Origin of the sequence: Pueribacillus sp. YX66 (genome assembly GCF_041725775.1) — a bacterium.
Taxonomy (GTDB): Bacteria; Bacillota; Bacilli; order Bacillales; family UBA6769; genus Pueribacillus.
Map to the genome: position 1 here is coordinate 1 of NZ_JBEUEL010000014.1, position 21,241 is coordinate 21,241.

Consider the following 21,241-nt stretch of genomic DNA (forward strand, 5'->3'; position numbering starts at 1 on the left):
ATGGAATCCGACAATTCCGAGGATACCCTACCTATTTTTTATTGAAAAGACCTTTACACAAAATATTTTACGTCATCTCGTAGAACGGAATCATTAGTTTCTCGCTCTTATTTACACGCTATTCAATATTTACCTTCTTTATATAGTTGGGTATACAAAAAAAATGTTTTTGATAACAAGGAAAAAGATCGTTTTCTATTTTATGAAATGTTGTTTGAACGTGCGATGATCAAATTAATTGACGAAAAGAATCCGAATTGGCTCATTTGTACACAAGCACTTCCATCGTATATTATTAATCGTTTAAAGCAGAAACAGAAAATTGATCTACCCGTTGTAAACGTTTATACTGATTATTTTATTAACTGTCTTTGGGGAACAGAAATGATCGACTACCATTTAGTTCCAGATCAAATGTTTAAAGATCAACTCATTCAAAAAGGTGTACAAGGTGAGAAAATTTACGTCACAGGTATACCGATTCATCCTTCAATTCAACGTATTGAATCTGTTTATAAACCTTCCAACTCTAAGTATAATATACTTATTACAGGGGGAAGTCTTGGTGTTGGAAATATGATTACGATCGTACGACAGTTAAGGCCTTCTTCGTCAATCGATTACTACGTATTGTGTGGTAAAAATAAGCGATTGTATGATACACTAAAAGAAAAAAATTCCTACGTAACGCCTCTACCATATATTGAATCTCCGGATGAAATGAATAAGTTGTATAATGATATGGATGGAATCGTTACGAAGCCCGGAGGTGTTACGATTACTGAGTCTTTAAATAAACGTTTACCAATTTTTATTTACCACACGTTACCCGGACAAGAAGAAATGAATTTAAACTATTTGTTAACGAATGAACTAGTCTTTGACTTAAGAGATATTATTGGAAACGGAAACGTAAGCGACGTTATTTATTCAGTTTTATTATCAGAAGAAGGAATGTATCGTTATCGAAAAAAAGTTGATTTTTTCCATAAAAGGGTTTCAACAACAAAGTTAAAAAAATTTATTCAACATATTGGTTAGGGAGAATCATGATGATTTTAAAGGGGTTATTGTATTATTTTTGGGGTCTTATTGATACCTTTTATTACTATTTTACTCGACTTACTGCATTAGAAAAACAGTATGCCAACAAGCAAAATATTCTTAGGGTAAGAACTACGACATACAAAGGATACGAAGTAGAACTTTCAGATGGAACAAAGATTAAATATAATGATAAACTAATTAAAATTCATTTGCACAATGTTCGCATAATGAAAGAAACGCGAAAATTTAAAAGTGAACTAAAGAAAGGCAAGTGGATCTATCGAGCTGTTGAACGTTCTTTACCCGAAGTTGTGTTATTTATAAATGAACATAAAAAAAGCGACGAAATCAAGGGAATTATCGGAATAACAATGCTCGATCGCGTTTCACAGCGTCTCGGATTTGAAACGAAAGAAATTTCCAACACATATTACAGATGGTTTAAGTGGGCATTACAGTTCCCAATTTTGTTTTTATCTACTTCTGATCGTTCAATTAAAACGATCACGAATGTAAAACCGAATTATTTGTTTATGTCGAAAGAAATGCTATTTGAAAAGTACAATAAATTAATTAGGTAAAAAATACCACTACCCATACTTATTCTTTCTTCCTATACTTATTTATAGGGAGAGGAAAGGATTAGTATGGTTTTTTTAATTTTTGTATATATCATTACAGTTTTGCTTATTATTCTTGCAAAAGCATATAAAAATACGAAAGAAGTTATTATTAATCAAGTTGAAATTCCTATAAAAGCCGAAGAAGTTGAAGAACGAGCAACGACTTTTCAAATTTTGCACATTTCAGATTTACATTTAGAAAATTTGTCAATTAGTCCAGATGAGATGTATGATCATTTAAAAGGGCGGTCCGTTGATCTAATTGCACTAACGGGCGATTTTCTTGATCGGAAACGCTCGATCCCAAAACTTGTTCCATATTTGGAAGTATTTCGTTCTTTACAACCTACACACGGGATGTATGGTGTTTTTGGCAATCATGATTATGTACTGAAAGGTCATCATTTCCAAATGTTAGAAGATACGTTGCGAAAACACGACTGTCACATTTTAAAAAATGAGCATGCGTCGATTCGTGTGAACGGTCAAATTGTCAACATCGTTGGAGTCGATGATTATAGCACGAATCGCAGCGATATTGACGCGTCATTTTCAGGTGTCGAAAACAATGGGGTAAATGTTGTTCTCACTCATGATCCGAACGTCGTACTTGAAATGCAGCATGTTGAATATGCGTATTTGCTTTCTGGTCATTTTCATGGAGGACAAATTCATTGGCCAAAACCGTATCATCTTGTAAAGATGGGGAAGCTTGCACAAATGAATATGATAAAGGGATTGCACAAACATGAGGGCAAACCATTTTACATTAGTGAAGGACTTGGTCAGACAGGTGTAAATATTAGACTTGGTAGCCGACCAGAAATTACGTTTCATCAACTTTTCATTTAATTCGATTAGTTTTGTGGTTTATTGACAAACTAAAGTGTAAAGAACGCTAACGATGAATTTTAATGAAAGGACTTGTTAGAATGCATACGGTTTGGAAAGGCTCTATAAGCTTTGGACTTGTCAATATACCCGTGAAAATGTTTACTGCAACTGAAAATAAAGATATTCGCTTTCGTCAAATTCATCAAGAATGTGGAACACCAATTCGTTATAAGAAGGTTTGTCCGAATTGTGACCGTGAAGTTGTTGAAGATGAGATCGTAAAAGGATATGAATATGAGTCAGGGAAGTACGTTATCGTTAGTAAGGAAGATTTGGCATCCATTGCATCTGAAACTCGAAAAACGATAGAAATTATCGATTTTGTTAACTTAGAACAGATAGACCCGATTTATTTCAACAAAACATACTTTTTGTCCCCTCATGAAACAGGGGATAAACCATATCAATTGTTGCGTAATGCGATGAGAAAGACTGGAAAAATTGCAATTGCAAAAGTAATGATACGCTCTAAGGAAAGTCTCGCAGCCGTTCGTATTTATGAGAACTGTATTGTGATGGAAACGATTTTTAGCCCTGATGAAGTTCGCTCTGTAGAGCTTGTGCCAGGCATTCAAAATGAATTAAGTGTAAGTGATTCGGAAATGAGTATGGCAGTACAATTAATCGAAAACTTAGCGACTGATTTTGAACCAGAAAAATATACAGACGAGTATCGAATCCGTTTACAAGAATTAATTCAAGCAAAAGTTAAAGGCGAGGACGTTGTAACAGCGCCAGATTTACCAGAGATGGCAAATGTTGTTGATTTAATGGAAGCCCTTCAAGCCAGTGTTGAAGCAACGAAAAAATCGAAATCGGCTTCTAAAAGAACACGGACAAGAAAAGAGAAATCAGCAAATGAGTAACGGGTGCTTCTAGCACCCGTTTTAGTTTGTTTCAAACCTGCATTCGGATGGGGGAACTTGTACAAATGCTTGAACCGTAGGGTGACGTAATCGTTTTGTCGGTAACCATTCTAAAAATGTAACTTTTACAGTTAGTATTGGTTTCAGCCAAATGCTATCTTTCATTCGTTCAGGTTTGTTTATAAACGGGCTGCGATTGACGATGAGCGGCTGGATAAGTGTCGTCAGTTGTATCCGCTCTTTCTGCTTTAGTTTTCCAGTTCCGCCGTGACCGATGTAGATAAGATTGTCTTGTTCGTCATATAGCCCAAGCAATAAAGAATTTACGATTCCTGAACGTAACGTCACACCCGCGACGACCGCATGAATATGTTGAATGTTTTTTTTCTTTTGCCATCTATCATTTTTTCCATTTATAAAGTAAGGACTGTTTAAATTTTTAATAACAATCCCTTCCATTCCTTGTGCTTTTATTACTTCAAATAATTCGTTACTATTAGTAAAACTAGGAACGACTTGAATGAAAGGAGAGGGAACAATAATTTCTTTAAGTCGTCGCATTCTGTCAGTAAGTTTTTGTTCATTCATCCAAATTCCGTTGTAGTAAATAACATCGAAAACCATGTAAGTTATCGGTACGTGTTTTCGAACATCATTTACTTTTTCGAAGCGTCGAATTCCATCACGTCGCATGACAGTTGGAAAGGAGGGTTTTCCATCGTCTCCTAAGGCAATTACTTCACCATCAAGAATGACTGAATTGGCAGTGCAGTAAGTGGTGATGTTAAGTAGTTCTGGATAATGGTACGTTCGTTCGTTTAATTTGCGATTAAATAATCTCACTGTGTCGCCATCATAATACGTTAACAATCTTACTCCATCCCACTTTACTTGTGAAATCCATTCATCGCCAACTGGGATGATGTCTGTTTTTACTGGTTCAAAAGGAATGATTGGCTTCAGTTTCATATTAACCTCTTAATAAAACAGGTTTCCAAATGGAATCTTAATGGATTTGCTCATTGAACTGTTCAATACATTGTTGAACGAGTGTAACCCCTTGACTCATCGCAACGCCTCCGCCTATGGCAGTAGAAACTCCAATTACTTCAAATATTTCTTCCTTCGAACAGCCTTGTTCGAGGCACCCTTTTGTGTGATAAATGATACAATACTCATCTTGAGCATACGTACTAATTCCAAGTGCAATGAGTTGTTTTTGTTTTTGGCTTAATTGTCCTTTTGCAAAACAGCTTTCTGTAAATTTGTTATAGTGTTCAACAAGTTCTGGCATGGACTTCTCAAGTTTTCCTAGTCCTTCTTTATAGTGAAACAAATCATGCTGTCGGTCCATTTATTTCCCTCATTTCTATTCGTTTGTCCATCTTTTTCACTAGCTTACGTAAAATATTCAATGTTTGCTTGTGGAAAAAACGTCTGAATATAGTTTCCTAACGTATCTTTAATTTCTTCTTGCTCAGGATCCGTATATACATATTTGTAGATCCCATACCGTCCCCATTTTTGTTTTCGTTTTGATTCATCAAGCTCAAGCTTTGTCATCGGATAATTTTTTTGAATGACTCGTTTTGCGGGTTTTGTAAATCGGTGCTGAATCATTTCAAAGGTTAGGTTTTCATGGGTTTTTTTCGGAAGGTGTTCCACTAATTTTTCTAACATCTTTTTATAGCCGTCTTTCCAACCTTCGTGTAAATAAATGGGCGCTATAATGAAACCAAGCGGATAGCCTGCATTTGCCACTTTGACAGCAGCTTGAATTCGTTCATGAAGTCGTGACGTACCTGGTTCAAAATACTTAATAACATATTCATCATTTATACTGAAACGAAATCGAGTTTTATTGTTATGTTTTGCATCGAGCAAATGATCGACATGAGAAAATTTTGTCACAAATCGTAGCTGACCGTATTCCGATTCCCCAAAAAACTCGATTGCTTTTTTCAACGTATGTGTTAAATGATCGATCCCTACGATATCTGATGTACATGATGCTTCAAATCTTGTCGTCTCTGGAGCACGTTCTTTCATATATTGTTCTGCTACTTCAAAAATGTCATCGAGATTGACATATGTCCGAATATACGGTTTGCTGCCCATTGTTGTTTGCAAATAACAATAATGACAATGCCCCATACAGCCAGTTGCAAATGGAATGGCATATTCTGCTGATGGCTTGGACGTATCAAATTTTAACGTTTTACGGAGACCGACTACAAGTGTTGATTTCGCAATACGATATTTTTGAAAATCATTTTCTCCCGGGAGGTTACGGATATGGTTATGAGATGTTGTTTGCCTAATTTCAATTCCCATGTTTTCAAATTTAGCAATGAGTTCTTTTCCTAACGGATAGTCGAGAGCCTTTGGTTCGACATAGACAAGTTGCGGAACAAATGGTCTAACCATAATATTGATCGCCCATTTCTACTACTCCGAAAGCTTCTTGGTAGGCTTGCTCAGCTTCTTGTTCAGTCTTATAAACCGCGATTTCATCGGTTAATGGATAGTATGTGTCGTATAAAAAGAGAGCAAGTTCACCTGGGGATTCGGGATGAGACACAACAGCAGCTTCCTGTACATTTGCAACATCTTGCGCGTGCGGATTTCGTATGATGACATACACTACTTCGCCAAGATTAAAATTCGCTGACATCGTAATCACCAACTTTTGTTTTATTACCGTTAATGTTGCCAGCCGTATACATTCTATTCATCAAAGCGAAACTAAGAAAGAGAGGAGGTGTCTAATGTCACAGTGGTTTGATGTTAAGATTAATAATCACATTCTTCGAATTACGAATCCAAATAAACTCATTTGGTCGGAACTTAATGTGACGAAACTCGATTACATTCAATACTTGATAGATATGTCACCTTATCTTTTGCCTTATGTAAAAAATCGAATATTAACTACGATTCGGTATCCAGATGGCCTTGATGGAAAGTCGTTTTATCAAAAAAACATTCCAAACTATGCACCAGCCTGGATCGCAACACACGAGTGGAATGGGACAACGTATATCTTACTCAATAATTTACCTACACTTGTTTGGTTAGGGAATCAAGCTTGCCTAGAATTCCATGTCCCTTTTAACTACTATTATGAAAGTAATACTCCTTCTGAAATTGTTTTTGATTTAGATCCTTCTGATCCGAATGATTTTAGTCTTGTGTTAGAAGTTGCACTATTAATGAAAGAAGTGCTTGACTCACTTGGACTCGTAAGTTATCCAAAAACATCAGGAGCTACAGGCTTACAAATTTATATTCCGATTGAGCGGCGCTATACGTATGAACAAACATACGAATTTAATAAATTTATTGCATACTATATTGTCGAAAAATATCCGCAGCTTGTAACATTAGAACGACTTGTAAAAAATCGTGGAAAAAAGCTTTACTTTGATTATATTCAGCATGGGGAAGGGAAGACATTGTCCGCTCCTTATTTTACCCGTGCGAGAAAAGAAGGCACTGTTTCTGCGCCTGTTTCTTGGAAGGAGGTGCAGTCTGGCTTCCATCCACATGATTTTACAATGCTAAATATGAGAAAGCGAGTGAAAGATAGAGGAGACTTATTTTCGAATGTAAATTTGGAAAAAGAGCAACAATCTCTAGACGACTTATTAAACACGATTCAGTCTTTTAATAAAGAATAGGGGCGTAGGTGTATTTATCAATGCCGCTTAACAAATTTCTTCATAATTATATAAATAGAAAGGTCGTGACAAAATGAAGAAATTTGTATTTTCATGTCAATCATCGATAAGTTTGGAAAGAATTCGGGGGACTTCAGTATGCGGAAAAATATTATATTTTACGTTCGTATGTCGTGTAAATAAAAAGATAGAAAGAAGGTGTTAGCGATAAGCAAATTTAAACATATCCCACATAATCGGCTTTCCTTAGGAAGTGAAGAAAAGTGTGCTGCTGAAAGAGTGTTAACGTCGGGGTGGATCGCCCAAGGCGTTGAGGTGGAAAATTTTGAAGATGAATTTTGTGATTTCTTAGGAATTCCAAGAGGGTTAGCGGTAGCGGTTTCGAGTGGGACAGCTGCGTTGTATTTAGCGTTGTTGTCACTGGAAGCAAATGATAAAACTGTTGCTATGCCTGCGTATACATGTACCGCTTTACGAAATGCGACTGCTATGGCCGGAGGATATGAGCAGTTCATCGATAGTAGTTTTGATACACCAAATATGAGGTTATCTCAGATTCATTCATCATCCTCAGAGATTACGATTATCCCTCATATGTATGGAATTCCACAAGCGATATTAGCAACATCTTCATTCGTTATTGAAGATTGTGCTCAATCACTCGGGGCGACCGTTAATGATGAACCCGTTGGCTTACAAGGTGACATCGGGATATTTTCTTTCTATGCAACAAAGCTAATTACCTCTGGGGGTCAAGGTGGAATGATCGTAACGACTAGTCCTTCAATTATTGAATTTTTAAAAGATTATCGTACTTTTGATCAAAAGTACGATGGAAAACGACGGTTTAATTTTCAAATGACAGACATTCAAGCCGCGATTGGAAGGGTTCAACTTCGAAAGTTACCCGCCTTTTTAAAACGGCGTGCTGAGATTTATGACCGATATAAAGAAGCTCAGCTTCCTTTGCTTGATTCAAAAGCAGAAGGCATTGTCCCGGTTCGTTATCGTGCGATGTTACGGACAACTAAACAAAAGGAAATTTTATTAGCTTTGGATAAAGTGAATGTTAAAGCAACGATCCCGCTTCAAAGCCATGAATTGCTCGGAGCAATTGAGCAATTTCCAGTTGCTTTTCAATGGACACAAAACATAGTCTCTTTGCCGATTTATCCAACGTTATCTGATGAAGATGTAGAACGTATAACTGCAGCTGTTTTAAGTTGTTTGTGACCATCGTTGTTTTATTGTTTCAAGTGCTGTTCACCATTCGATTCACTTATAATGTCCACCAATTTTTGCTGCCCGCTCAAATGCTTGACCTGCATTTGTAAGAGAAGAAGCACGTACAATTGAGGTCGGACCATATTTGTTAAACAGATGATCGAGTGTTTGATTTAAGCGTTCTTGTTTTAAGGCGGTTTCCAGATCAAATAAGCTTAGTTGCAAAGAAAAATCTGATTGAAGTTGTGAAAGTGTTACACCGATGCTTCGAATCGGAAACTTATTCCAATGAGCTTGAAACAGCTTACATGCGGCCTTAAAAATTGTTAATCCATCATTCGTTGGCGAGGACAGTTTCATTTGTCGGTTGAAACCGGCTGGAAACTCAAAGCTTGCTCCCCGTACAGCAACTGAGACTGTCGAGCCTCTGTAATGTTTCGTTCGTGCTCTTCGTGCTACTTCTTCACTCAGTTCAAGCAAAACGACTTTAATGTCATTTAATCGTTTATAATCACGAGGCAATGTCATATGATGCCCGACCGCTTTTTGCTCATCATGCGTATGCAGTGTTACCGGAGAATGGTCAATTCCGTTTGCTGTAAGCCAGAGTAAATGTCCGTTAATTCCCCACCGTTTTTTTAATTTTTCTAAAGGAAAAGTCGCTAAATGACCAATTTGGCGAATACCCATGTTTAATAAATGTTTTTCCATGCGATGACCGACTCCGAACATTTTCCCGATAGGAAGTGGCCATAGTTCTTTTTTTAAGTTCGTGTGTGCTAAATGAAAAATGCCATTCGGACTTTTTTTCGCGAAGTGATCACATGCCATTTTTGCAAGTACTTTGTTTGGACCGATGCCAACCCGTGCAACTACACCAGTTTTATTTAAAATTTCGGATTTAATGCTTTGTGATATGGTGAAGGAATTACCAAATAATTTTTGGGTTACGGTAACGTCAAGAAATTGTTCATCAACTGAATAAGGTTCTACGAGATCGGTAAAGGTCTCCAATATTTCTGTAATTTGGCAAGAAACTTCAAGATATCGTTGCATTCTTGGTCGGATAATTACAGCTTCGGGGCATTTTTGTTGAGCTTCCCATAGTCTTTCTGCATTTTTAACTCCGTATTGCTTTGCAAGTGGGCAAGCGGCAAGGACAACGCCACTTCGCTTTTTAGGATCTCCAGATACGATTACCGGTTTTTCTCGTAAGTGTGGATTATCTGCTTTTTCAATCGAAGCGTAAAACGATTGCATATCAACGAGAAGGATTTGCTTATTCATAGTTAGAAAACACTCCCCTGAAAAGGAACATATGTTCACAATCTCATTATACACAAACGCTAGTTCGATTATCAATGGTAATTTTTGAAAAAATAAACCCGCAAACATTAGGCTGCGGGTAAAAGTTACGCTTCAAAATGGTTAAAAAAGTTGCGAACATCGTCAGGTGTTTTTGCATAGGCACTATGTAAGTGTGCTTTCTTTTCGCCGTTTTGAAAAATTAACAAGCTTGGAATTCCTAATACTTCATATTTTTCACCGATCTGAGGAAATTCATCACGGTCAATGACATACCACTTATACTCATAGTCTTTCACAATATCATCGATAAACATGTCGAGACGTTTGCAATCAGGACACCATGTCGTTTCGAATTTCAAGACGACAGGCTTTGGACTATTTATCGTTTTATGAAACGCTTCTTCAGTCGTAATTTTTTCCATCAGTATCACAATTCCTTTCAGTGAAGTAAATGATTCATTACTAAGGATACCAAACGAAGCTCTGCATGGAAATAAAAACACTGTTTGTTAAAATGTTCCAGTAGAAATGAAACGTACGTTCGTATATAATGAATGCGAAATGTAAGGAGGAGCGTTTTATGAGTATTTTTTATGAGTACGGGACGATTGTTGAACTCATTTATATCGATCGCCATGAAAGACTGAGTCAGCGAAAAGTGTTTATTTTATCTGAGCGAAATGACAGTCTACTCGCTTACTGCTATACAAAAAGAAGGATTCGTTCCTTTTTACTGAACAATATTTTAGGGGTGAGAAAGGTGAATACTTTATGACATTCAAACCATCAAAGATTACACCAGGATTTAATTTAACATGGGAAAGCAGCCGCATGATGCTGCCGGAGCACGTTGCCATGTTACAACAGCGAAAACAACTTCAGCGCAAAAGAAGCAAGCCGGAGCTAGATATGCAGGCGATTGAAGAACTTGAATGTAAAATACAAAGCTTAGTTGAGCAGAAGAAAGAGGCTGTTATTACAGTATTTGAGGAATTCGGTAACTGCGTATATTTAGGCAAAATTGCGAAAATAGATCCAGTAATGCGGAGAATAAAACTTGTCAGAGATGGCGAAGACATCTGGATAAAATTTGATGAGATTATTGAGATTGAAGAAAAGTAAAAGCTAGTCCAAACTAGCTTTATTTAAACAATCGTCTCAACGCTTTTCCAGTTGTTTTTCCAGTAACTCTCCTAGCTACTCTTTTTCCGACTGTTCCCTTTTTTATAGCATTGACATCACCAAGTATTTTCGAAAGTGTATAAAGAAAGCCGCGAGTTTTTTGAATGGACATGGCGTCACCTTCCTAATAACATAAGAATAATCTCTCAAACATTCATTTACTCCCAAAACTTCGGAAAAAGCCTTTCTCAAAGTTTCAGGCAAAGACATCGGTAAGCAAGCTAGCCGGTCTGCAATTTACATAAGTAACATGACCATTAAAACAAGACCGACAATTAGCAAAACGAGAATTCCAATACCAATTGCCATTAAACCGCGAGGATTGGGAGAATCATTTGATGTCTTTTTCTTTTCTTGATTTTCACTCATGCTAACCCTCCGTATTTAAAACGATATTTTCATTTTACCGTATCTAACTATTAAAATCATCCTTCTTTTTTAAAATTTGGAAACTGAACATTTTTTGTAGATTGCAACATTGTGAAACGGAAGATAAGAGGTTAGGGTAGAACGTTCGGCTTGTGAGCTCATCCTTATAAACACGAGCATTATATTATGTAGACGGTATTACTATAAATCTAATGGTGCAAATCGAAAAAAACGTTCTAGGTCTAAAAAATTCCTGTATGTATATATATGTAAATAAATATTAAGCGCAAGGGTGGGGTCATGACGTGGATGATAAGTCATCAAAAAACGAAAAGCGTTTAGTCAATGATGCTAAACAAGAGCAATTAGATCGGTATCGGGTACAAAACAAAGGAAAACCGATGACTACGAAAGAAGGATTAAAAGTCTCAAATGACGAGGAAATTTTAAAAGCTGGTGTACGTGGTCCAGGTTTAATTGAAGACTTCTATTTTTTGGAAAAATTTGGTCACTTTAATCGAGAAGAAATCCCAGAAAGGGTCGTTCATGCAAGAGGTTACAGTGCCCATGGGGAATTTGAATGTTATCAATCGATGAAGCATGTGACAAAAGCTGGTTTTTTACAGGAAGCTGGTAAAAAGACGCCATTGACTGTTCGTTTTTCTACCGTACAAGGCCCTAAAGGTTCCTATGACACAGCGAGAGATTTACGGTGTAAAGGTGTTAAATTTTATACAGAAGAAGGAAATTACGATTTGACTACGATTGCCATGCCTGTTCTCATTGTTCAAGATCCTTTGAAGTTTCCGGATATGATTCACGCATATCAATCGAAGCAAGATGATGATATCCCAACGGCTACTGGGGCCCATGACCGTTTTTGGGATTATGTCGCGAATAATCCAGAATCGCTACATATGGTGACATGGATTATGTCTGATCGCGGTCTCGTAAGAAGTTACCGTATGATGGAGTCCTGGTCAATTAATACGTATTTATTTATTAATGAACAAGGGGTTGCAACCTTTGTTCGATTCGTTTGGAAGCCGGTACTTGGTGTTCATTCCCTACTGCAAGATGAGGCGATTAAAATCGGTGGCCTCGATCCCGACTTTCATAGAAAAGATTTAAGAGAAGCGATTGCAAAGGGGGCTTATCCAGAATATGAATTAGGCGTGCAGCTTATTCCAATGGAGGATGAATTTAAATACGACTTTGATATTCTCGATCCAGCAAAATTTTGGCCTGAAGAGCTTATTCCAGTACAAATCATTGGAAAAATGACGTTAAATCGAAACATTGATAATTACTTTACAGAGTCAGAACAAGTCGCATTTAACCCAGCCAATGTCGTTCCAGGAATCGGTTTTTCTAACGACCCTGTTTTACAAGGAAGGTTATTTGCTTATCGAGATACGCAACACCATCGTCTAGGCAGTGCAAATTATGATGAATTACCAATTAATCGTCCCCTCTGTCCGTTTCATAACAATACACGAAGAGGTGTGATGAGGCAGCGAATTGATGTCGATCAAGTCAACTATCATCGAAATTCATTAGCGAATAATACACCGTATACGACACCTCCAGAAGAAGGGGGATATGCTCATTATCCGAAAAGAGTGGAAGGGCATGTTATCCGAGGTCGAAGTAAGTCGTTTAACGATTTCTTTTCGCAGACGAGAATCTTTTGGAATAGTTTAACACCAGTTGAAAAACAACACACGATAGAAGCATTTAGCTATCAGCTCGGAAAAGTAAGAAGTGAATCTGTACGGCAGCAAAACGTTAACTTATTAGTTAATGTAGACAAAAATTTAGCAAATATTGTTGCTGATAATATTGGTGTTAATCGGCCGACTGGAACACACGTACCCGTATCGACAAAATATCCATCCCTTAGCCAGACTAGCACACCAAAATACGCTTACACACAAAAAGTTGGTGTATTAATAGATGATGGTTTTAACGGTAGAGAAGTTACAAATGTGCTTAACTTTTTACGACAAAGTGGAGTTTTTGTTGTCATCATTAGTTCTACGCTAGGTTCGGTCACAGGTAATGATGGGACAAAATTGAAAGTGGATGAAACGTTCATAACAACAAGTCCTTATCTCGTTGACTCCCTTTATGTCGTCGGAGGACGTTCCAAAAATCAAAACAAATTTAATTCTGATGTTACGTATTATGTACATGTAGCATATAAACATTATAAGCCTATTGGAGTGGCTTCAAGCGGAAAAACTTTTGTTCGCGCATCGGAAAAGAACAATTTAGCTGGCGTTGTTTTCGCGGAAAATAATCAAAACTTCGGAAAAGACTTTATCTCTGCTATTCAACAGCAACGTTTTTGGAATAGGAAATAATGCTGATAAAGAAGGAGCGTCAAAGAAAAGTAAACACTCTTTCAAGTTTATTTTTGTATTGAGTTCTTCATTCCGCACCAATTTAAATTCAGCTCTTTATTGTTCATGTGATTCTCAAAATTTCAATGTCACTTCATATTTTCAAAAAAGATAGCTAAGCGCAACATGTGCGTCAATTAACTTCACTATCATTTACTAAACTGAAGTAAGCTTAAAGTATCTATGTCCCTTCGAGAGCTGGAGGAAAGTTAAAGATAGATTTCTACATTTCTCAAATTTTTTTAAAAGATAAATAAAATAACCACTTCATTTTTATGAAGTGGTTGATTTATGACCCGTACTGGGCTCGAACCAGTGACCTCTACCCTGTCAAGGTAGCGCTCTCCCAACTGAGCTAACGGGTCATTTTGCTGACAGATATAAATATATTAAATTAATGAGGACTTGTCAATGGATTATTTTTACATTTTAACAATTTTGTATGTTATTATTAAAAAGCTTTCGCGATACCGAATCACTATCATGTTTTCATTAAGAGTTTAAAAATTACGCTCATAGGAAATAGTGAAGACGATACGAAAAAGGTAACGTCAAAAGATTTATGAAAACTCTCCGAAAATTGAAGGCTTGACATTGAGCCTCCACGAGCATGACTCTTTACGTAAAGACGCAGCAATCCTGTTGCGTAAGGCTTTATAGCCTATCATTCTCGTCACTCAATGTAAAGCCTCAGCGGGAAAATGATGTTAAGCTCCTCTCATAAAGGAGGGAGAACACTTTTTGCCCTTAAGTTCATTAATACCAAGGGCTTTACAGTTTTTCATTAAAAAACTTTTGACAATACAACGAAAAAAGAGGGAGTGTAAGAATGAATAAATTTTTCAGTATCGTTTTCATGCTTGGATTTGCCCTTGTCGCATGTGCACAGGACAATACAGCGCCAGACAACCCGACGATTAATGAAGAGCCTAGGATAGACAACACGAATGATTCAAATGAAGAGAACAATGAGATAACCGAAAAAATCGATGAGCTTCCTTTTAACAAGTTTGAGCTTGATGTTGACTATGATGACAAATTTGATGTTGAAGTGGAACTTGAACGAAATCCTAGCGGAAACATTGATGTTGAATACCGTGATGAACGTAAAGGTGTTGATGAAAGAGGAGGAGAAGCGTTTCATTTACTATATGAGAAGTTAAAAAATCTAGACATCGATCAAAACTTAACTGATGACGAAGTGATTGCTAACGTCCTACAAACGTTTGAGTTAAATAGAGATTATACAGAACTTGACTTAGTCATCGTTTTTAATGATGGAACAAGAAGAGAGTATATTGACGAAAAAAAATAAACAATGACGTAAATTTCACATTTATAAAGACCTTTTGTGCGGAAAATATAGTAAAATGCCATATAAAGAAAACAATATAATAAAGAGTGAGGAGTTCATATGGCAAAACGTATATTTCTTGCACTATTACTAATGTTTATTTTTCCGATACAACAAATCGAAGCGAAATATGAATTAAAAGTAGCTGAAAACGAATCCATAAATGTTAACACGACTATGGTGGTAGTTGCAGATGATATTGAAGGGAAAGTTCCTGCAAAAGAAGCCCACGAAAATTCAGAGAAGTGGGTAAACATCTTTTTAATCGTTATTTTTATACTTGCTGCAGTTGGCTTAACAGCAATCGGAATTGTTATCTTTAAAAGCAAAAAATAAAACCTGATTCTTAGCGAAGAATCAGGTTTTATTATACTTATGAGCCTGTTTTAGTATATTTAGCACGTCTAGCGTACTTTTCATCAAGTCTTTTTTCAATCGCTTCCATTTCTTTATCATTTCTCATTAGTTCTTTTTTATTTTCGTTTACAAGATCTTTAAATGTTAACATTTTTACTCTTCTCATGTTAACTCTCACACTCCTAAGCTTATTTTGTAGAGCGACTTATTATCTATCTTTATTATATCCCGAATCGTGGATATTTAATCACATAATTATTAAAATTGTTTGAACTTTATAATGTTTTCGATATTGGTTGCATGTTTTTTCATATGAACATATACTCATATAGAGGAGATGAATTTTACATGAAAGATGAGATTGATAATCGACAAAATGAGCTAGATGAAGAAACGTTATATTTAGTTTCGCAAACATTTAAGGCACTATCTGATCCGACAAGAATACGTATTCTTGTTTTACTTTCACAAAAAGAATGCTCGGTTAATGAAATTGCACATACACTTTCACTTTCTCAATCATCAGTTTCACATCAACTTCGTCTATTAAAAAACTTACGTCTTGTTAAATTTAGAAGAGAGGGGACATCCTTATACTATTCCCCTGATGATGAACACGTAATGTCTATTTTGAAACAGACGATTCATCACGTTTTACATGATTAAAGGGAGAGGGAATGACATGAAGGAATATAAAGTAAAAGGCCTATCGTGTCCAAACTGTACGCTAGAAATGGAATCAAAAATAAAAGAGCTCGATCATGCCGGTAATTCTCAATTGAGTTATACGAAAGGAAAGCTTATTATTCATGAGAATGTAAATTTAACAAAAGTCCAAGACATTTTGTCAACTGAAAATGCAGTAATTATTGCTGATGATGAGGAGCATACACATATAGGTATGAATCGTGAAAAATGGCTTTTAATAGGTTCAGCAACTCTGTTTTTTGTAGCGCTAACACTGGATTTCACGCTTTACAATTCTTTTTTTGTAATTCCAATCTATTTAACAGCAATGGTGATAAGTGGCTATAAAACATTTATTAAAGGTCTACGTAATCTTGTTAAGTTTACATTTACGATCGATACATTAATGACGGTTGCGTTAATCGGAGCGGTTGCGATCGGTGAGTGGAAAGAAGGAACACTTGTCGCTATTTTGTTTGGCTTAAATGAATATTTAGAAGGTTTAGGTATGGAAAAGGCACGTAACTCAGTAGAAAAGCTTCTCGATCTAGCTCCCAAAACAGCAACGATGATTAAAAATGGAATGGAGAAGCTTGTACCCGTTGAATCGTTGCAAGTTGGGGACGTCGTCTTAATTAAAGCTGGTGAAACAATCCCATCTGATGGTGTCGTCATTGAAGGGAAAAGTTCAGTTAATGAAGCGGCGATTACAGGTGAGTCTTTACCTGTAGAAAAAGAATCTGGTGAAAGCCTGTTTGGAGGAAGTATTAATAACGAAGGTATATTGAAAGTAAAAGTTACGAAAGCATTTGAAGATTCATCACTTGCGAAAATTTTGCATTTAGTCGAAAATGCACAAGAAACAAAAACGCCTACAGAACTTTTTATCAATCGATTTGCTAAATATTACACGCCATTTATTATGATTTTTGCGGCTTTAGTTACGATTGTCCCTCCACTTCTTTTTGAGTTATCATGGGAGAAATCACTTTATCAAGGATTGGCGGTCCTCATCGTTGGCTGTCCATGTGCGTTAATACTTTCGTCACCAATTGCTAACATTTCAGGAATAACGAGGAATGCAAGAAATGGTATTCTAGTTAAAGGATCGGTATTTTTAGAATTACTTGGTAAACTAAATATGCTCGTTTTTGATAAAACAGGTACACTAACGAAAGGTGAGCCTCACGTTGAAAAAACAATTGTTTATGACGATTCATTATTTTACCCCGTCGTGGCTGCCATTGAAAAAAAGTCGACACACCCTTTAGCGAAAGCGATTATGCAAAAAGTAGAACCACTTGTTCCACATTTAGAAGATGCGACCAATGTCAGAGCAATTGCCGGACAAGGTTTAAAAGCAGTTGTAAATGGCGAGTCTTATTGGGTTGGTAATGAAAAAAACTTGCAACATTTGGAGATGTTAGAGGAAGTTAAGAGCGACATTCAAAAGCTTAAAAAAGAAGGATTAACACTCGTTATTGTAGCGAGCGAAAGACACATTTTAGGAATATTTGGAATTTCAGATGAAGTTCGTCCAGAAAGTAGATGGGTAATTCAAGCGCTTGATAAAGTTGGTATTCATAAAACGGTTATGTTAACAGGAGACCACGAACAAACGGCAAATAAAGTTGCAAAGCAAGTCGGAATGGCATCCGTCTATAGTAACTTATTACCTGAACAAAAAGCGGAAAAAATTAAAAAAATGATCAATGACGGTAACATAGTCGGGATGGTCGGAGACGGGATAAATGATGCTCCTGCATTGGCGACTGCCAACGTCGGCATTGCGATGGGAAAAGGAACAGATAGTGCGATCGACACAGCAGACGTCGTTCTTATGCAGGACCACTTAGGTAAATTGCCGAGTGCGATTCGTATCGCTAGAAGGGTGAACCGTTTAATAAAAATTAATATCTCTATTGCATTAAGTCTTAAAGCAATCGCCCTTTTGTTAACAATTCCGGGTTTGCTAACACTTTGGATAGCAATATTATCGGATATGGGAGCAACAATCATCGTAACGATTTTAAGTTTAACCGTGATGATTGAACGAAAACATAAAACATAAGCATGAGTAAAGGTAGGGACATCATTCAATGAATAAAAAAAGACAAAATATAACGATATTAATTGTATTACTCGTACTGTCCTCAATTGGTGGTTTAGCCTACTGGCTATGGGTTAAATCAATCGCTTTACCAATGCTTGGCGAGATTGATAAATATGAGGCAGAAACTGTTTCAGATGAATCGTATACAATTGAGGATGGAAAAATAAAACTGATTACGATAGCTGAAAGTGGTTGTCCATCTGATTGTCAAGACATGTTTGCGAGACTAGACCCTTTACAACAAGATTTAATTGATGAAAAAGCATTTGTCGCTAGAGCCGTTATGTTAACAATCGTTGAAGATGAAGCAGATAAACCAATGTTTAAAAGTTATTTAGAGAAATATAATGTCGATGAAAATGGATGGAAAATCTTAATTTTGCCTGAACAACAGCGTACGGAGATCATCAATAGTATTAAAAAATCGAAAGAAGACGAAAGAAAATTAACGTTAGTCGATGCAAATGGCAAAATTCGTCAGCATTATAACATTGAAGTAGAAGAAGAAAAAGAACAACTTTTAAAAGACGTGTCTCAACTCATTCGTATTCAACAACAGTCCATTGAAGAACGCAGATAATAGAAAAAGAAAGAATCGCCGTTAAAATAACGCGCGATTCTTTTTTTTACTTTTTCGTCCTTCGATAACCGTAAAATTATGCTTCTCATTTTTTTTCGTTAATGAAGGTTTTTGTTTTTTTAATTTATGGGGGTTTGACCCAACTACCCGCAAGTGAGGAGCTTTAATACGAGATTTATGCTTTTGTTTTAGACGTTTTTTCGACTGTTTTACAGCTTGTTCATATTTTCGATCTGAGCCGTTCGTTTTATTTCTGAAGAATATTCGATATACCGCAAAAAATATGCCAAAGATTAACCCGTATATGAGTAACATTTGCAACAGTCGTGTCGGCTCTTTAAATAGATAAGCAGTAAAGCCGATGACAGCGAGGACGATTAAACTTGGGACGACGATTCGCGATACACGGATAGGCAACGATCACACCTCCTTAGACGTACAAGCGATTAAACGATAGACTCTTGTTTACGTAATTCATATTGTTCGTCTCTTTTTAGCATTTCCTGAAAAGATGAAATTGAAACCTCAACCTGTTTATTTGTCGGCTCCTTTGTTGTTAGAAGCTGTAACCATAGTCCAGGATATCCGAGCGCTTTAAGAACTGGAATGTTACGAAGTTTATTTGTAAATTGCAACACTTCAAACGAAATGCCGAGCACGACTGGAATTAATAAAATCCGATATACAAGTCTTTGCCATAACGGATCATAGGGAACAAACATATAAACGAGAATACCGACAAAAACGGTAAATAATATGAAACTGCTTCCACACCTGTAATGAAGTCGAGATTGCTTCTGAACATTTTCAACCGTTAGAGGTAAACCATTTTCGTACGCATTAATTACTTTATGCTCGGCCCCGTGGTATTGAAACACTTTCTTAATAAGAGGTGTCATCGATATAAAATAAATGTATCCGAGCAACAAAATTAATTTTATAAGACCTTCAATTAAATTTTGTTCAATCCGACCAGGAAAAATCGGCAACATAAAATTTGCGGTTATGGCTGGAATGAGGGTGAATATAAATTTACCAAACAAAAAGGAAAGAACACCGATTACAGCTGCTCCTAAAATTAAACTTAACTTCGATGTTTCTTTTTCTCGATTAACTAGTTCAATCTCATCGTCTTTCGGATCGACATCATATCGATCAGATGAAAAATTTAAATGTTTCGTCCCATTTGCACTCGCTTCAACAAGCGCGACACAACCACGAACAAATGGGATTTTCTTCAATTTGTTTATAAACGGACGTTCCTTTTTCTGTACTTCAAAATATTCAATTGAATCGTCTTTTCGTCTAATTGCTGTTACGTATGTATTTTTACCACCGAACATGACACCTTCGATGACCGCTTGCCCACCGTAAGCAGGCTTTCTATTATTCGCCACTCTCCATCACCAACCTTACTAGAGACTCGTTACTTCACTTCTATATTACAGGATAATGATAAAAACCTCTACATTCAATATATTCGTGTTCAATCTCCTCTATAATTATTTCATTTTGTGACCATATTACAAAAGAGGTGATTAAAGCGATGCCAAAGAATGATCAAAAACAACAAAACACTGGACAAATTGAAACAACAGATTTTACAGCACTTGTCGCATTAATTGGATTTTTTGGTGGCTTAATTTGGGGAGTCGTTTATTTTATTGCTTATTATTTAAATTTAACAGATGTCGGTCCAGCTTTAATATTAAATCCGTGGGCATTAGGTGAGTGGAAAAATAAAATACTTGGTCAACTGATCGGTATCATTGCAATAAGTATGATTTCAATCGGAATTGCTTTTTTATACCGAGCGTTATTTGCGAAGTTTAAAAGCATTACGTTAAGTTTATTATTTGGTGTCAGTTTATGGGGATTCGTCTTTTATTTATTAAAGCCTATGTTCCCCGATTTAAAGCCCCTTTCAGAAATTGGTTGGAATACAATTGTTACAACCGTTTGTATTTTTTTATTGTATGGATTATTTATCGGATATTCGATTTCTTTTCATTATGAAGAAAGACAAACTGCCTATTCAAAAAAATAATGCTGTGCTAAAATGGTTTTGATATCAACCAATTTATAGTAAGTAATAATGAGAAGAAGGCGATCATTTGAAAAAGATTTATGTCATTAATGGACCTAATTTAAATCGATTAGGCAAACGAGAACCAGAAGTGTACGGTAAACACACTATAGAGGATCTTGAAAAAATGTTATTTCCATTAGGTGATGATTTTGGGTGTACGTTTATTTTTAAACAATCGAATCATGAAGGAAATATTATCGATTGGATTCATGAAGCAGAAGATGAACAAGCGATTGGGGTTGTTTTAAACCCTGGAGCTTTTACGCATTACAGTTACGCGATTCGCGATGCAGTAGCGAGCATTCGTGTTCCTGTTATTGAAGTACATATTTCGAATGTCCATTCGCGCGAAGCATTTCGGCACACTTCTGTTATTTCACCTGTAACAGAAGGACAGATCGTCGGTTTCGGCTTTTACGGTTACAAGATGGCGGCATTAGCATTTCTTGAACGATAATATAGC

Annotated in this window: 26 protein-coding genes, 1 tRNA gene and 1 pseudogene; 16 read left to right on the forward strand and 12 right to left on the reverse strand. The window is 36.4% G+C overall.

Going from position 1 to position 21,241, the window contains the following annotated elements; genetic code table 11:
- Positions 1–99: 99 nt before the first annotated feature.
- The 4 genes and pseudogenes from ABU914_RS07855 to ku form a co-directional block, all read left to right on the forward strand.
- Positions 100–1,041: pseudogene (locus ABU914_RS07855) on the forward strand (MGDG synthase family glycosyltransferase); the annotation flags it as partial.
- 11 nt (positions 1,042–1,052) lie between these two features.
- A complete protein-coding gene (locus ABU914_RS07860) occupies positions 1,053–1,628 on the forward strand; it encodes a YkoP family protein (RefSeq protein ID WP_379669187.1) in 576 nt (191 codons plus the stop codon).
- A gap of 66 nt (positions 1,629–1,694) precedes the next feature.
- On the forward strand, positions 1,695–2,522 hold the full coding sequence (locus tag ABU914_RS07865) for a metallophosphoesterase (protein WP_379669188.1): 828 nt from the start codon (positions 1,695–1,697) through the stop codon (positions 2,520–2,522).
- Positions 2,523–2,602: 80 nt separating this feature from the next.
- Positions 2,603–3,430: a non-homologous end joining protein Ku gene (gene ku, locus ABU914_RS07870; protein ID WP_379669189.1), complete on the forward strand. Its 828-nt coding sequence runs from the start codon at positions 2,603–2,605 to the stop codon at positions 3,428–3,430.
- A gap of 21 nt (positions 3,431–3,451) precedes the next feature.
- On the opposite strand, the gene ABU914_RS07875 is transcribed toward ku, so the two are convergent.
- Genes ABU914_RS07875 through ABU914_RS07890 form a run of 4 tightly spaced genes read right to left on the reverse strand, consistent with a single transcriptional unit; the run spans position 3,452 to position 6,104 of the window.
- Complete coding sequence (locus ABU914_RS07875) at positions 3,452–4,399, reverse strand: ATP-dependent DNA ligase (RefSeq protein ID WP_379669190.1); 948 nt, start codon at positions 4,397–4,399, stop codon at positions 3,452–3,454.
- Between the two features lie 37 nt (positions 4,400–4,436).
- The gene (locus tag ABU914_RS07880; protein WP_379669191.1) at positions 4,437–4,784 is read right to left on the reverse strand and encodes a carboxymuconolactone decarboxylase family protein; all 348 of its coding nucleotides are present in this window, start codon (positions 4,782–4,784) and stop codon (positions 4,437–4,439) included.
- 44 nt (positions 4,785–4,828) lie between these two features.
- A complete protein-coding gene (splB, locus tag ABU914_RS07885; RefSeq protein ID WP_379669192.1) occupies positions 4,829–5,857 on the reverse strand; it encodes a spore photoproduct lyase in 1,029 nt (342 codons plus the stop codon).
- A complete protein-coding gene (locus ABU914_RS07890; protein ID WP_379669193.1) occupies positions 5,850–6,104 on the reverse strand; it encodes a transcriptional regulator SplA domain-containing protein in 255 nt (84 codons plus the stop codon). The genes splB and ABU914_RS07890 overlap by 8 nt, the downstream gene beginning before the upstream one ends.
- 94 nt (positions 6,105–6,198) lie before the next feature.
- On the opposite strand from ABU914_RS07890, the gene ligD reads away from it, so the two are divergent.
- Both ligD and ABU914_RS07900 read left to right on the forward strand, forming a co-directional pair.
- Entirely contained in the window at positions 6,199–7,110 is a 912-nt protein-coding gene (gene ligD, locus ABU914_RS07895; RefSeq protein WP_379669194.1) for a non-homologous end-joining DNA ligase, read from the forward strand.
- 198 nt (positions 7,111–7,308) lie between these two features.
- Complete coding sequence (locus tag ABU914_RS07900) at positions 7,309–8,343, forward strand: DegT/DnrJ/EryC1/StrS family aminotransferase (RefSeq protein ID WP_379669195.1); 1,035 nt, start codon at positions 7,309–7,311, stop codon at positions 8,341–8,343.
- A gap of 42 nt (positions 8,344–8,385) precedes the next feature.
- On the opposite strand, the gene dinB is transcribed toward ABU914_RS07900, so the two are convergent.
- Positions 8,386–9,621 (reverse strand): DNA polymerase IV, encoded by a 1,236-nt coding sequence (gene dinB, locus ABU914_RS07905; RefSeq protein WP_379669196.1) that lies wholly within the window; start codon positions 9,619–9,621, stop codon positions 8,386–8,388.
- A 125-nt stretch (positions 9,622–9,746) separates the two neighbouring features.
- Entirely contained in the window at positions 9,747–10,064 is a 318-nt protein-coding gene (locus ABU914_RS07910) for a thioredoxin family protein (protein WP_379669197.1), read from the reverse strand.
- A 158-nt stretch (positions 10,065–10,222) separates the two neighbouring features.
- Here ABU914_RS07910 and ABU914_RS07915 point away from each other — a divergent pair, with 158 nt between their 5' ends.
- Together ABU914_RS07915 and ABU914_RS07920 are read left to right on the forward strand one after the other, a co-directional pair.
- Positions 10,223–10,417 carry a hypothetical protein gene (locus ABU914_RS07915; protein ID WP_379669198.1) on the forward strand — a complete coding sequence of 65 codons (195 nt, stop codon included), beginning with the start codon at positions 10,223–10,225 and terminating at the stop codon, positions 10,415–10,417.
- Positions 10,414–10,764 (forward strand): YolD-like family protein, encoded by a 351-nt coding sequence (locus tag ABU914_RS07920; protein ID WP_379669199.1) that lies wholly within the window; start codon positions 10,414–10,416, stop codon positions 10,762–10,764. The genes ABU914_RS07915 and ABU914_RS07920 overlap by 4 nt, the downstream gene beginning before the upstream one ends.
- A gap of 19 nt (positions 10,765–10,783) precedes the next feature.
- On the opposite strand, the gene ABU914_RS07925 is transcribed toward ABU914_RS07920, so the two are convergent.
- Both ABU914_RS07925 and ABU914_RS07930 read right to left on the reverse strand, forming a co-directional pair.
- A complete protein-coding gene (locus tag ABU914_RS07925; RefSeq protein WP_379669200.1) occupies positions 10,784–10,936 on the reverse strand; it encodes a hypothetical protein in 153 nt (50 codons plus the stop codon).
- 125 nt (positions 10,937–11,061) lie between these two features.
- On the reverse strand, positions 11,062–11,193 hold the full coding sequence (locus tag ABU914_RS07930) for a hypothetical protein (RefSeq protein WP_379669201.1): 132 nt from the start codon (positions 11,191–11,193) through the stop codon (positions 11,062–11,064).
- A 305-nt stretch (positions 11,194–11,498) separates the two neighbouring features.
- On the opposite strand from ABU914_RS07930, the gene ABU914_RS07935 reads away from it, so the two are divergent.
- A complete protein-coding gene (locus ABU914_RS07935; protein ID WP_379669202.1) occupies positions 11,499–13,559 on the forward strand; it encodes a catalase in 2,061 nt (686 codons plus the stop codon).
- 331 nt (positions 13,560–13,890) lie between these two features.
- On the opposite strand, the gene ABU914_RS07940 is transcribed toward ABU914_RS07935, so the two are convergent.
- Positions 13,891–13,963, reverse strand: a tRNA-Val gene (locus ABU914_RS07940).
- Positions 13,964–14,427: 464 nt separating this feature from the next.
- Here ABU914_RS07940 and ABU914_RS07945 point away from each other — a divergent pair.
- Both ABU914_RS07945 and ABU914_RS07950 read left to right on the forward strand, forming a co-directional pair.
- Positions 14,428–14,913, forward strand: a complete 486-nt coding sequence (locus tag ABU914_RS07945) for a YusW family protein (protein WP_379669203.1) — start codon at positions 14,428–14,430, stop codon at positions 14,911–14,913.
- Positions 14,914–15,012: 99 nt separating this feature from the next.
- Entirely contained in the window at positions 15,013–15,288 is a 276-nt protein-coding gene (locus ABU914_RS07950; RefSeq protein ID WP_379669204.1) for a hypothetical protein, read from the forward strand.
- Between the two features lie 37 nt (positions 15,289–15,325).
- On the opposite strand, the gene ABU914_RS07955 is transcribed toward ABU914_RS07950, so the two are convergent.
- Positions 15,326–15,475: an FbpB family small basic protein gene (locus ABU914_RS07955; RefSeq protein WP_379669205.1), complete on the reverse strand. Its 150-nt coding sequence runs from the start codon at positions 15,473–15,475 to the stop codon at positions 15,326–15,328.
- Positions 15,476–15,657: 182 nt separating this feature from the next.
- Here ABU914_RS07955 and ABU914_RS07960 point away from each other — a divergent pair, with 182 nt between their 5' ends.
- The 3 genes from ABU914_RS07960 to ABU914_RS07970 are packed head-to-tail and all read left to right on the forward strand — an operon-like array spanning position 15,658 to position 18,689.
- Positions 15,658–15,975 (forward strand): ArsR/SmtB family transcription factor, encoded by a 318-nt coding sequence (locus tag ABU914_RS07960; RefSeq protein WP_379669206.1) that lies wholly within the window; start codon positions 15,658–15,660, stop codon positions 15,973–15,975.
- A 16-nt stretch (positions 15,976–15,991) separates the two neighbouring features.
- The gene (locus ABU914_RS07965) at positions 15,992–18,067 is read left to right on the forward strand and encodes a heavy metal translocating P-type ATPase (protein ID WP_379669207.1); all 2,076 of its coding nucleotides are present in this window, start codon (positions 15,992–15,994) and stop codon (positions 18,065–18,067) included.
- A gap of 28 nt (positions 18,068–18,095) precedes the next feature.
- Positions 18,096–18,689, forward strand: a complete 594-nt coding sequence (locus tag ABU914_RS07970; protein ID WP_379669208.1) for a hypothetical protein — start codon at positions 18,096–18,098, stop codon at positions 18,687–18,689.
- Between the two features lie 21 nt (positions 18,690–18,710).
- Here ABU914_RS07970 and ABU914_RS07975 read toward each other — a convergent pair whose 3' ends face one another.
- Together ABU914_RS07975 and ABU914_RS07980 are read right to left on the reverse strand one after the other, a co-directional pair.
- A complete protein-coding gene (locus ABU914_RS07975; protein ID WP_379669209.1) occupies positions 18,711–19,106 on the reverse strand; it encodes an SA1362 family protein in 396 nt (131 codons plus the stop codon).
- Between the two features lie 29 nt (positions 19,107–19,135).
- Entirely contained in the window at positions 19,136–20,086 is a 951-nt protein-coding gene (locus ABU914_RS07980; protein WP_379669210.1) for a DUF1385 domain-containing protein, read from the reverse strand.
- Positions 20,087–20,235: 149 nt separating this feature from the next.
- Here ABU914_RS07980 and ABU914_RS07985 point away from each other — a divergent pair, with 149 nt between their 5' ends.
- Positions 20,236–20,736, forward strand: a complete 501-nt coding sequence (locus tag ABU914_RS07985) for a YqhR family membrane protein (protein WP_379669211.1) — start codon at positions 20,236–20,238, stop codon at positions 20,734–20,736.
- Between the two features lie 67 nt (positions 20,737–20,803).
- A complete protein-coding gene (gene aroQ, locus ABU914_RS07990; protein WP_379669212.1) occupies positions 20,804–21,235 on the forward strand; it encodes a type II 3-dehydroquinate dehydratase in 432 nt (143 codons plus the stop codon).
- Positions 21,236–21,241 lie beyond the last annotated feature (6 nt).

Excerpts from the sequence above, each read along its gene's own strand:
- ABU914_RS07860 (WP_379669187.1), top strand. The coding sequence starts at position 1,053 with ATGATTTTAAAGGGGTTATTGTATTATTTTTGGGGTCTTATTGATACC.
- ABU914_RS07865 (WP_379669188.1), top strand. The coding sequence starts at position 1,695 with ATGGTTTTTTTAATTTTTGTATATATCATTACAGTTTTGCTTATTATT.
- ku (WP_379669189.1), top strand. The coding sequence starts at position 2,603 with ATGCATACGGTTTGGAAAGGCTCTATAAGCTTTGGACTTGTCAATATA.
- ABU914_RS07875 (WP_379669190.1), bottom strand. The coding sequence starts at position 4,399 with ATGAAACTGAAGCCAATCATTCCTTTTGAACCAGTAAAAACAGACATC.
- ABU914_RS07880 (WP_379669191.1), bottom strand. The coding sequence starts at position 4,784 with ATGGACCGACAGCATGATTTGTTTCACTATAAAGAAGGACTAGGAAAA.
- splB (WP_379669192.1), bottom strand. The coding sequence starts at position 5,857 with ATGGTTAGACCATTTGTTCCGCAACTTGTCTATGTCGAACCAAAGGCT.
- ABU914_RS07890 (WP_379669193.1), bottom strand. The coding sequence starts at position 6,104 with ATGTCAGCGAATTTTAATCTTGGCGAAGTAGTGTATGTCATCATACGA.
- ligD (WP_379669194.1), top strand. The coding sequence starts at position 6,199 with ATGTCACAGTGGTTTGATGTTAAGATTAATAATCACATTCTTCGAATT.
- dinB (WP_379669196.1), bottom strand. The coding sequence starts at position 9,621 with ATGAATAAGCAAATCCTTCTCGTTGATATGCAATCGTTTTACGCTTCG.
- ABU914_RS07910 (WP_379669197.1), bottom strand. The coding sequence starts at position 10,064 with ATGGAAAAAATTACGACTGAAGAAGCGTTTCATAAAACGATAAATAGT.
- ABU914_RS07915 (WP_379669198.1), top strand. The coding sequence starts at position 10,223 with ATGAGTATTTTTTATGAGTACGGGACGATTGTTGAACTCATTTATATC.
- ABU914_RS07920 (WP_379669199.1), top strand. The coding sequence starts at position 10,414 with ATGACATTCAAACCATCAAAGATTACACCAGGATTTAATTTAACATGG.
- ABU914_RS07925 (WP_379669200.1), bottom strand. The coding sequence starts at position 10,936 with ATGTCCATTCAAAAAACTCGCGGCTTTCTTTATACACTTTCGAAAATA.
- ABU914_RS07930 (WP_379669201.1), bottom strand. The coding sequence starts at position 11,193 with ATGAGTGAAAATCAAGAAAAGAAAAAGACATCAAATGATTCTCCCAAT.
- ABU914_RS07945 (WP_379669203.1), top strand. The coding sequence starts at position 14,428 with ATGAATAAATTTTTCAGTATCGTTTTCATGCTTGGATTTGCCCTTGTC.
- ABU914_RS07950 (WP_379669204.1), top strand. The coding sequence starts at position 15,013 with ATGGCAAAACGTATATTTCTTGCACTATTACTAATGTTTATTTTTCCG.
- ABU914_RS07955 (WP_379669205.1), bottom strand. The coding sequence starts at position 15,475 with ATGAGAAGAGTAAAAATGTTAACATTTAAAGATCTTGTAAACGAAAAT.
- ABU914_RS07960 (WP_379669206.1), top strand. The coding sequence starts at position 15,658 with ATGAAAGATGAGATTGATAATCGACAAAATGAGCTAGATGAAGAAACG.
- ABU914_RS07965 (WP_379669207.1), top strand. The coding sequence starts at position 15,992 with ATGAAGGAATATAAAGTAAAAGGCCTATCGTGTCCAAACTGTACGCTA.
- ABU914_RS07970 (WP_379669208.1), top strand. The coding sequence starts at position 18,096 with ATGAATAAAAAAAGACAAAATATAACGATATTAATTGTATTACTCGTA.
- ABU914_RS07985 (WP_379669211.1), top strand. The coding sequence starts at position 20,236 with ATGCCAAAGAATGATCAAAAACAACAAAACACTGGACAAATTGAAACA.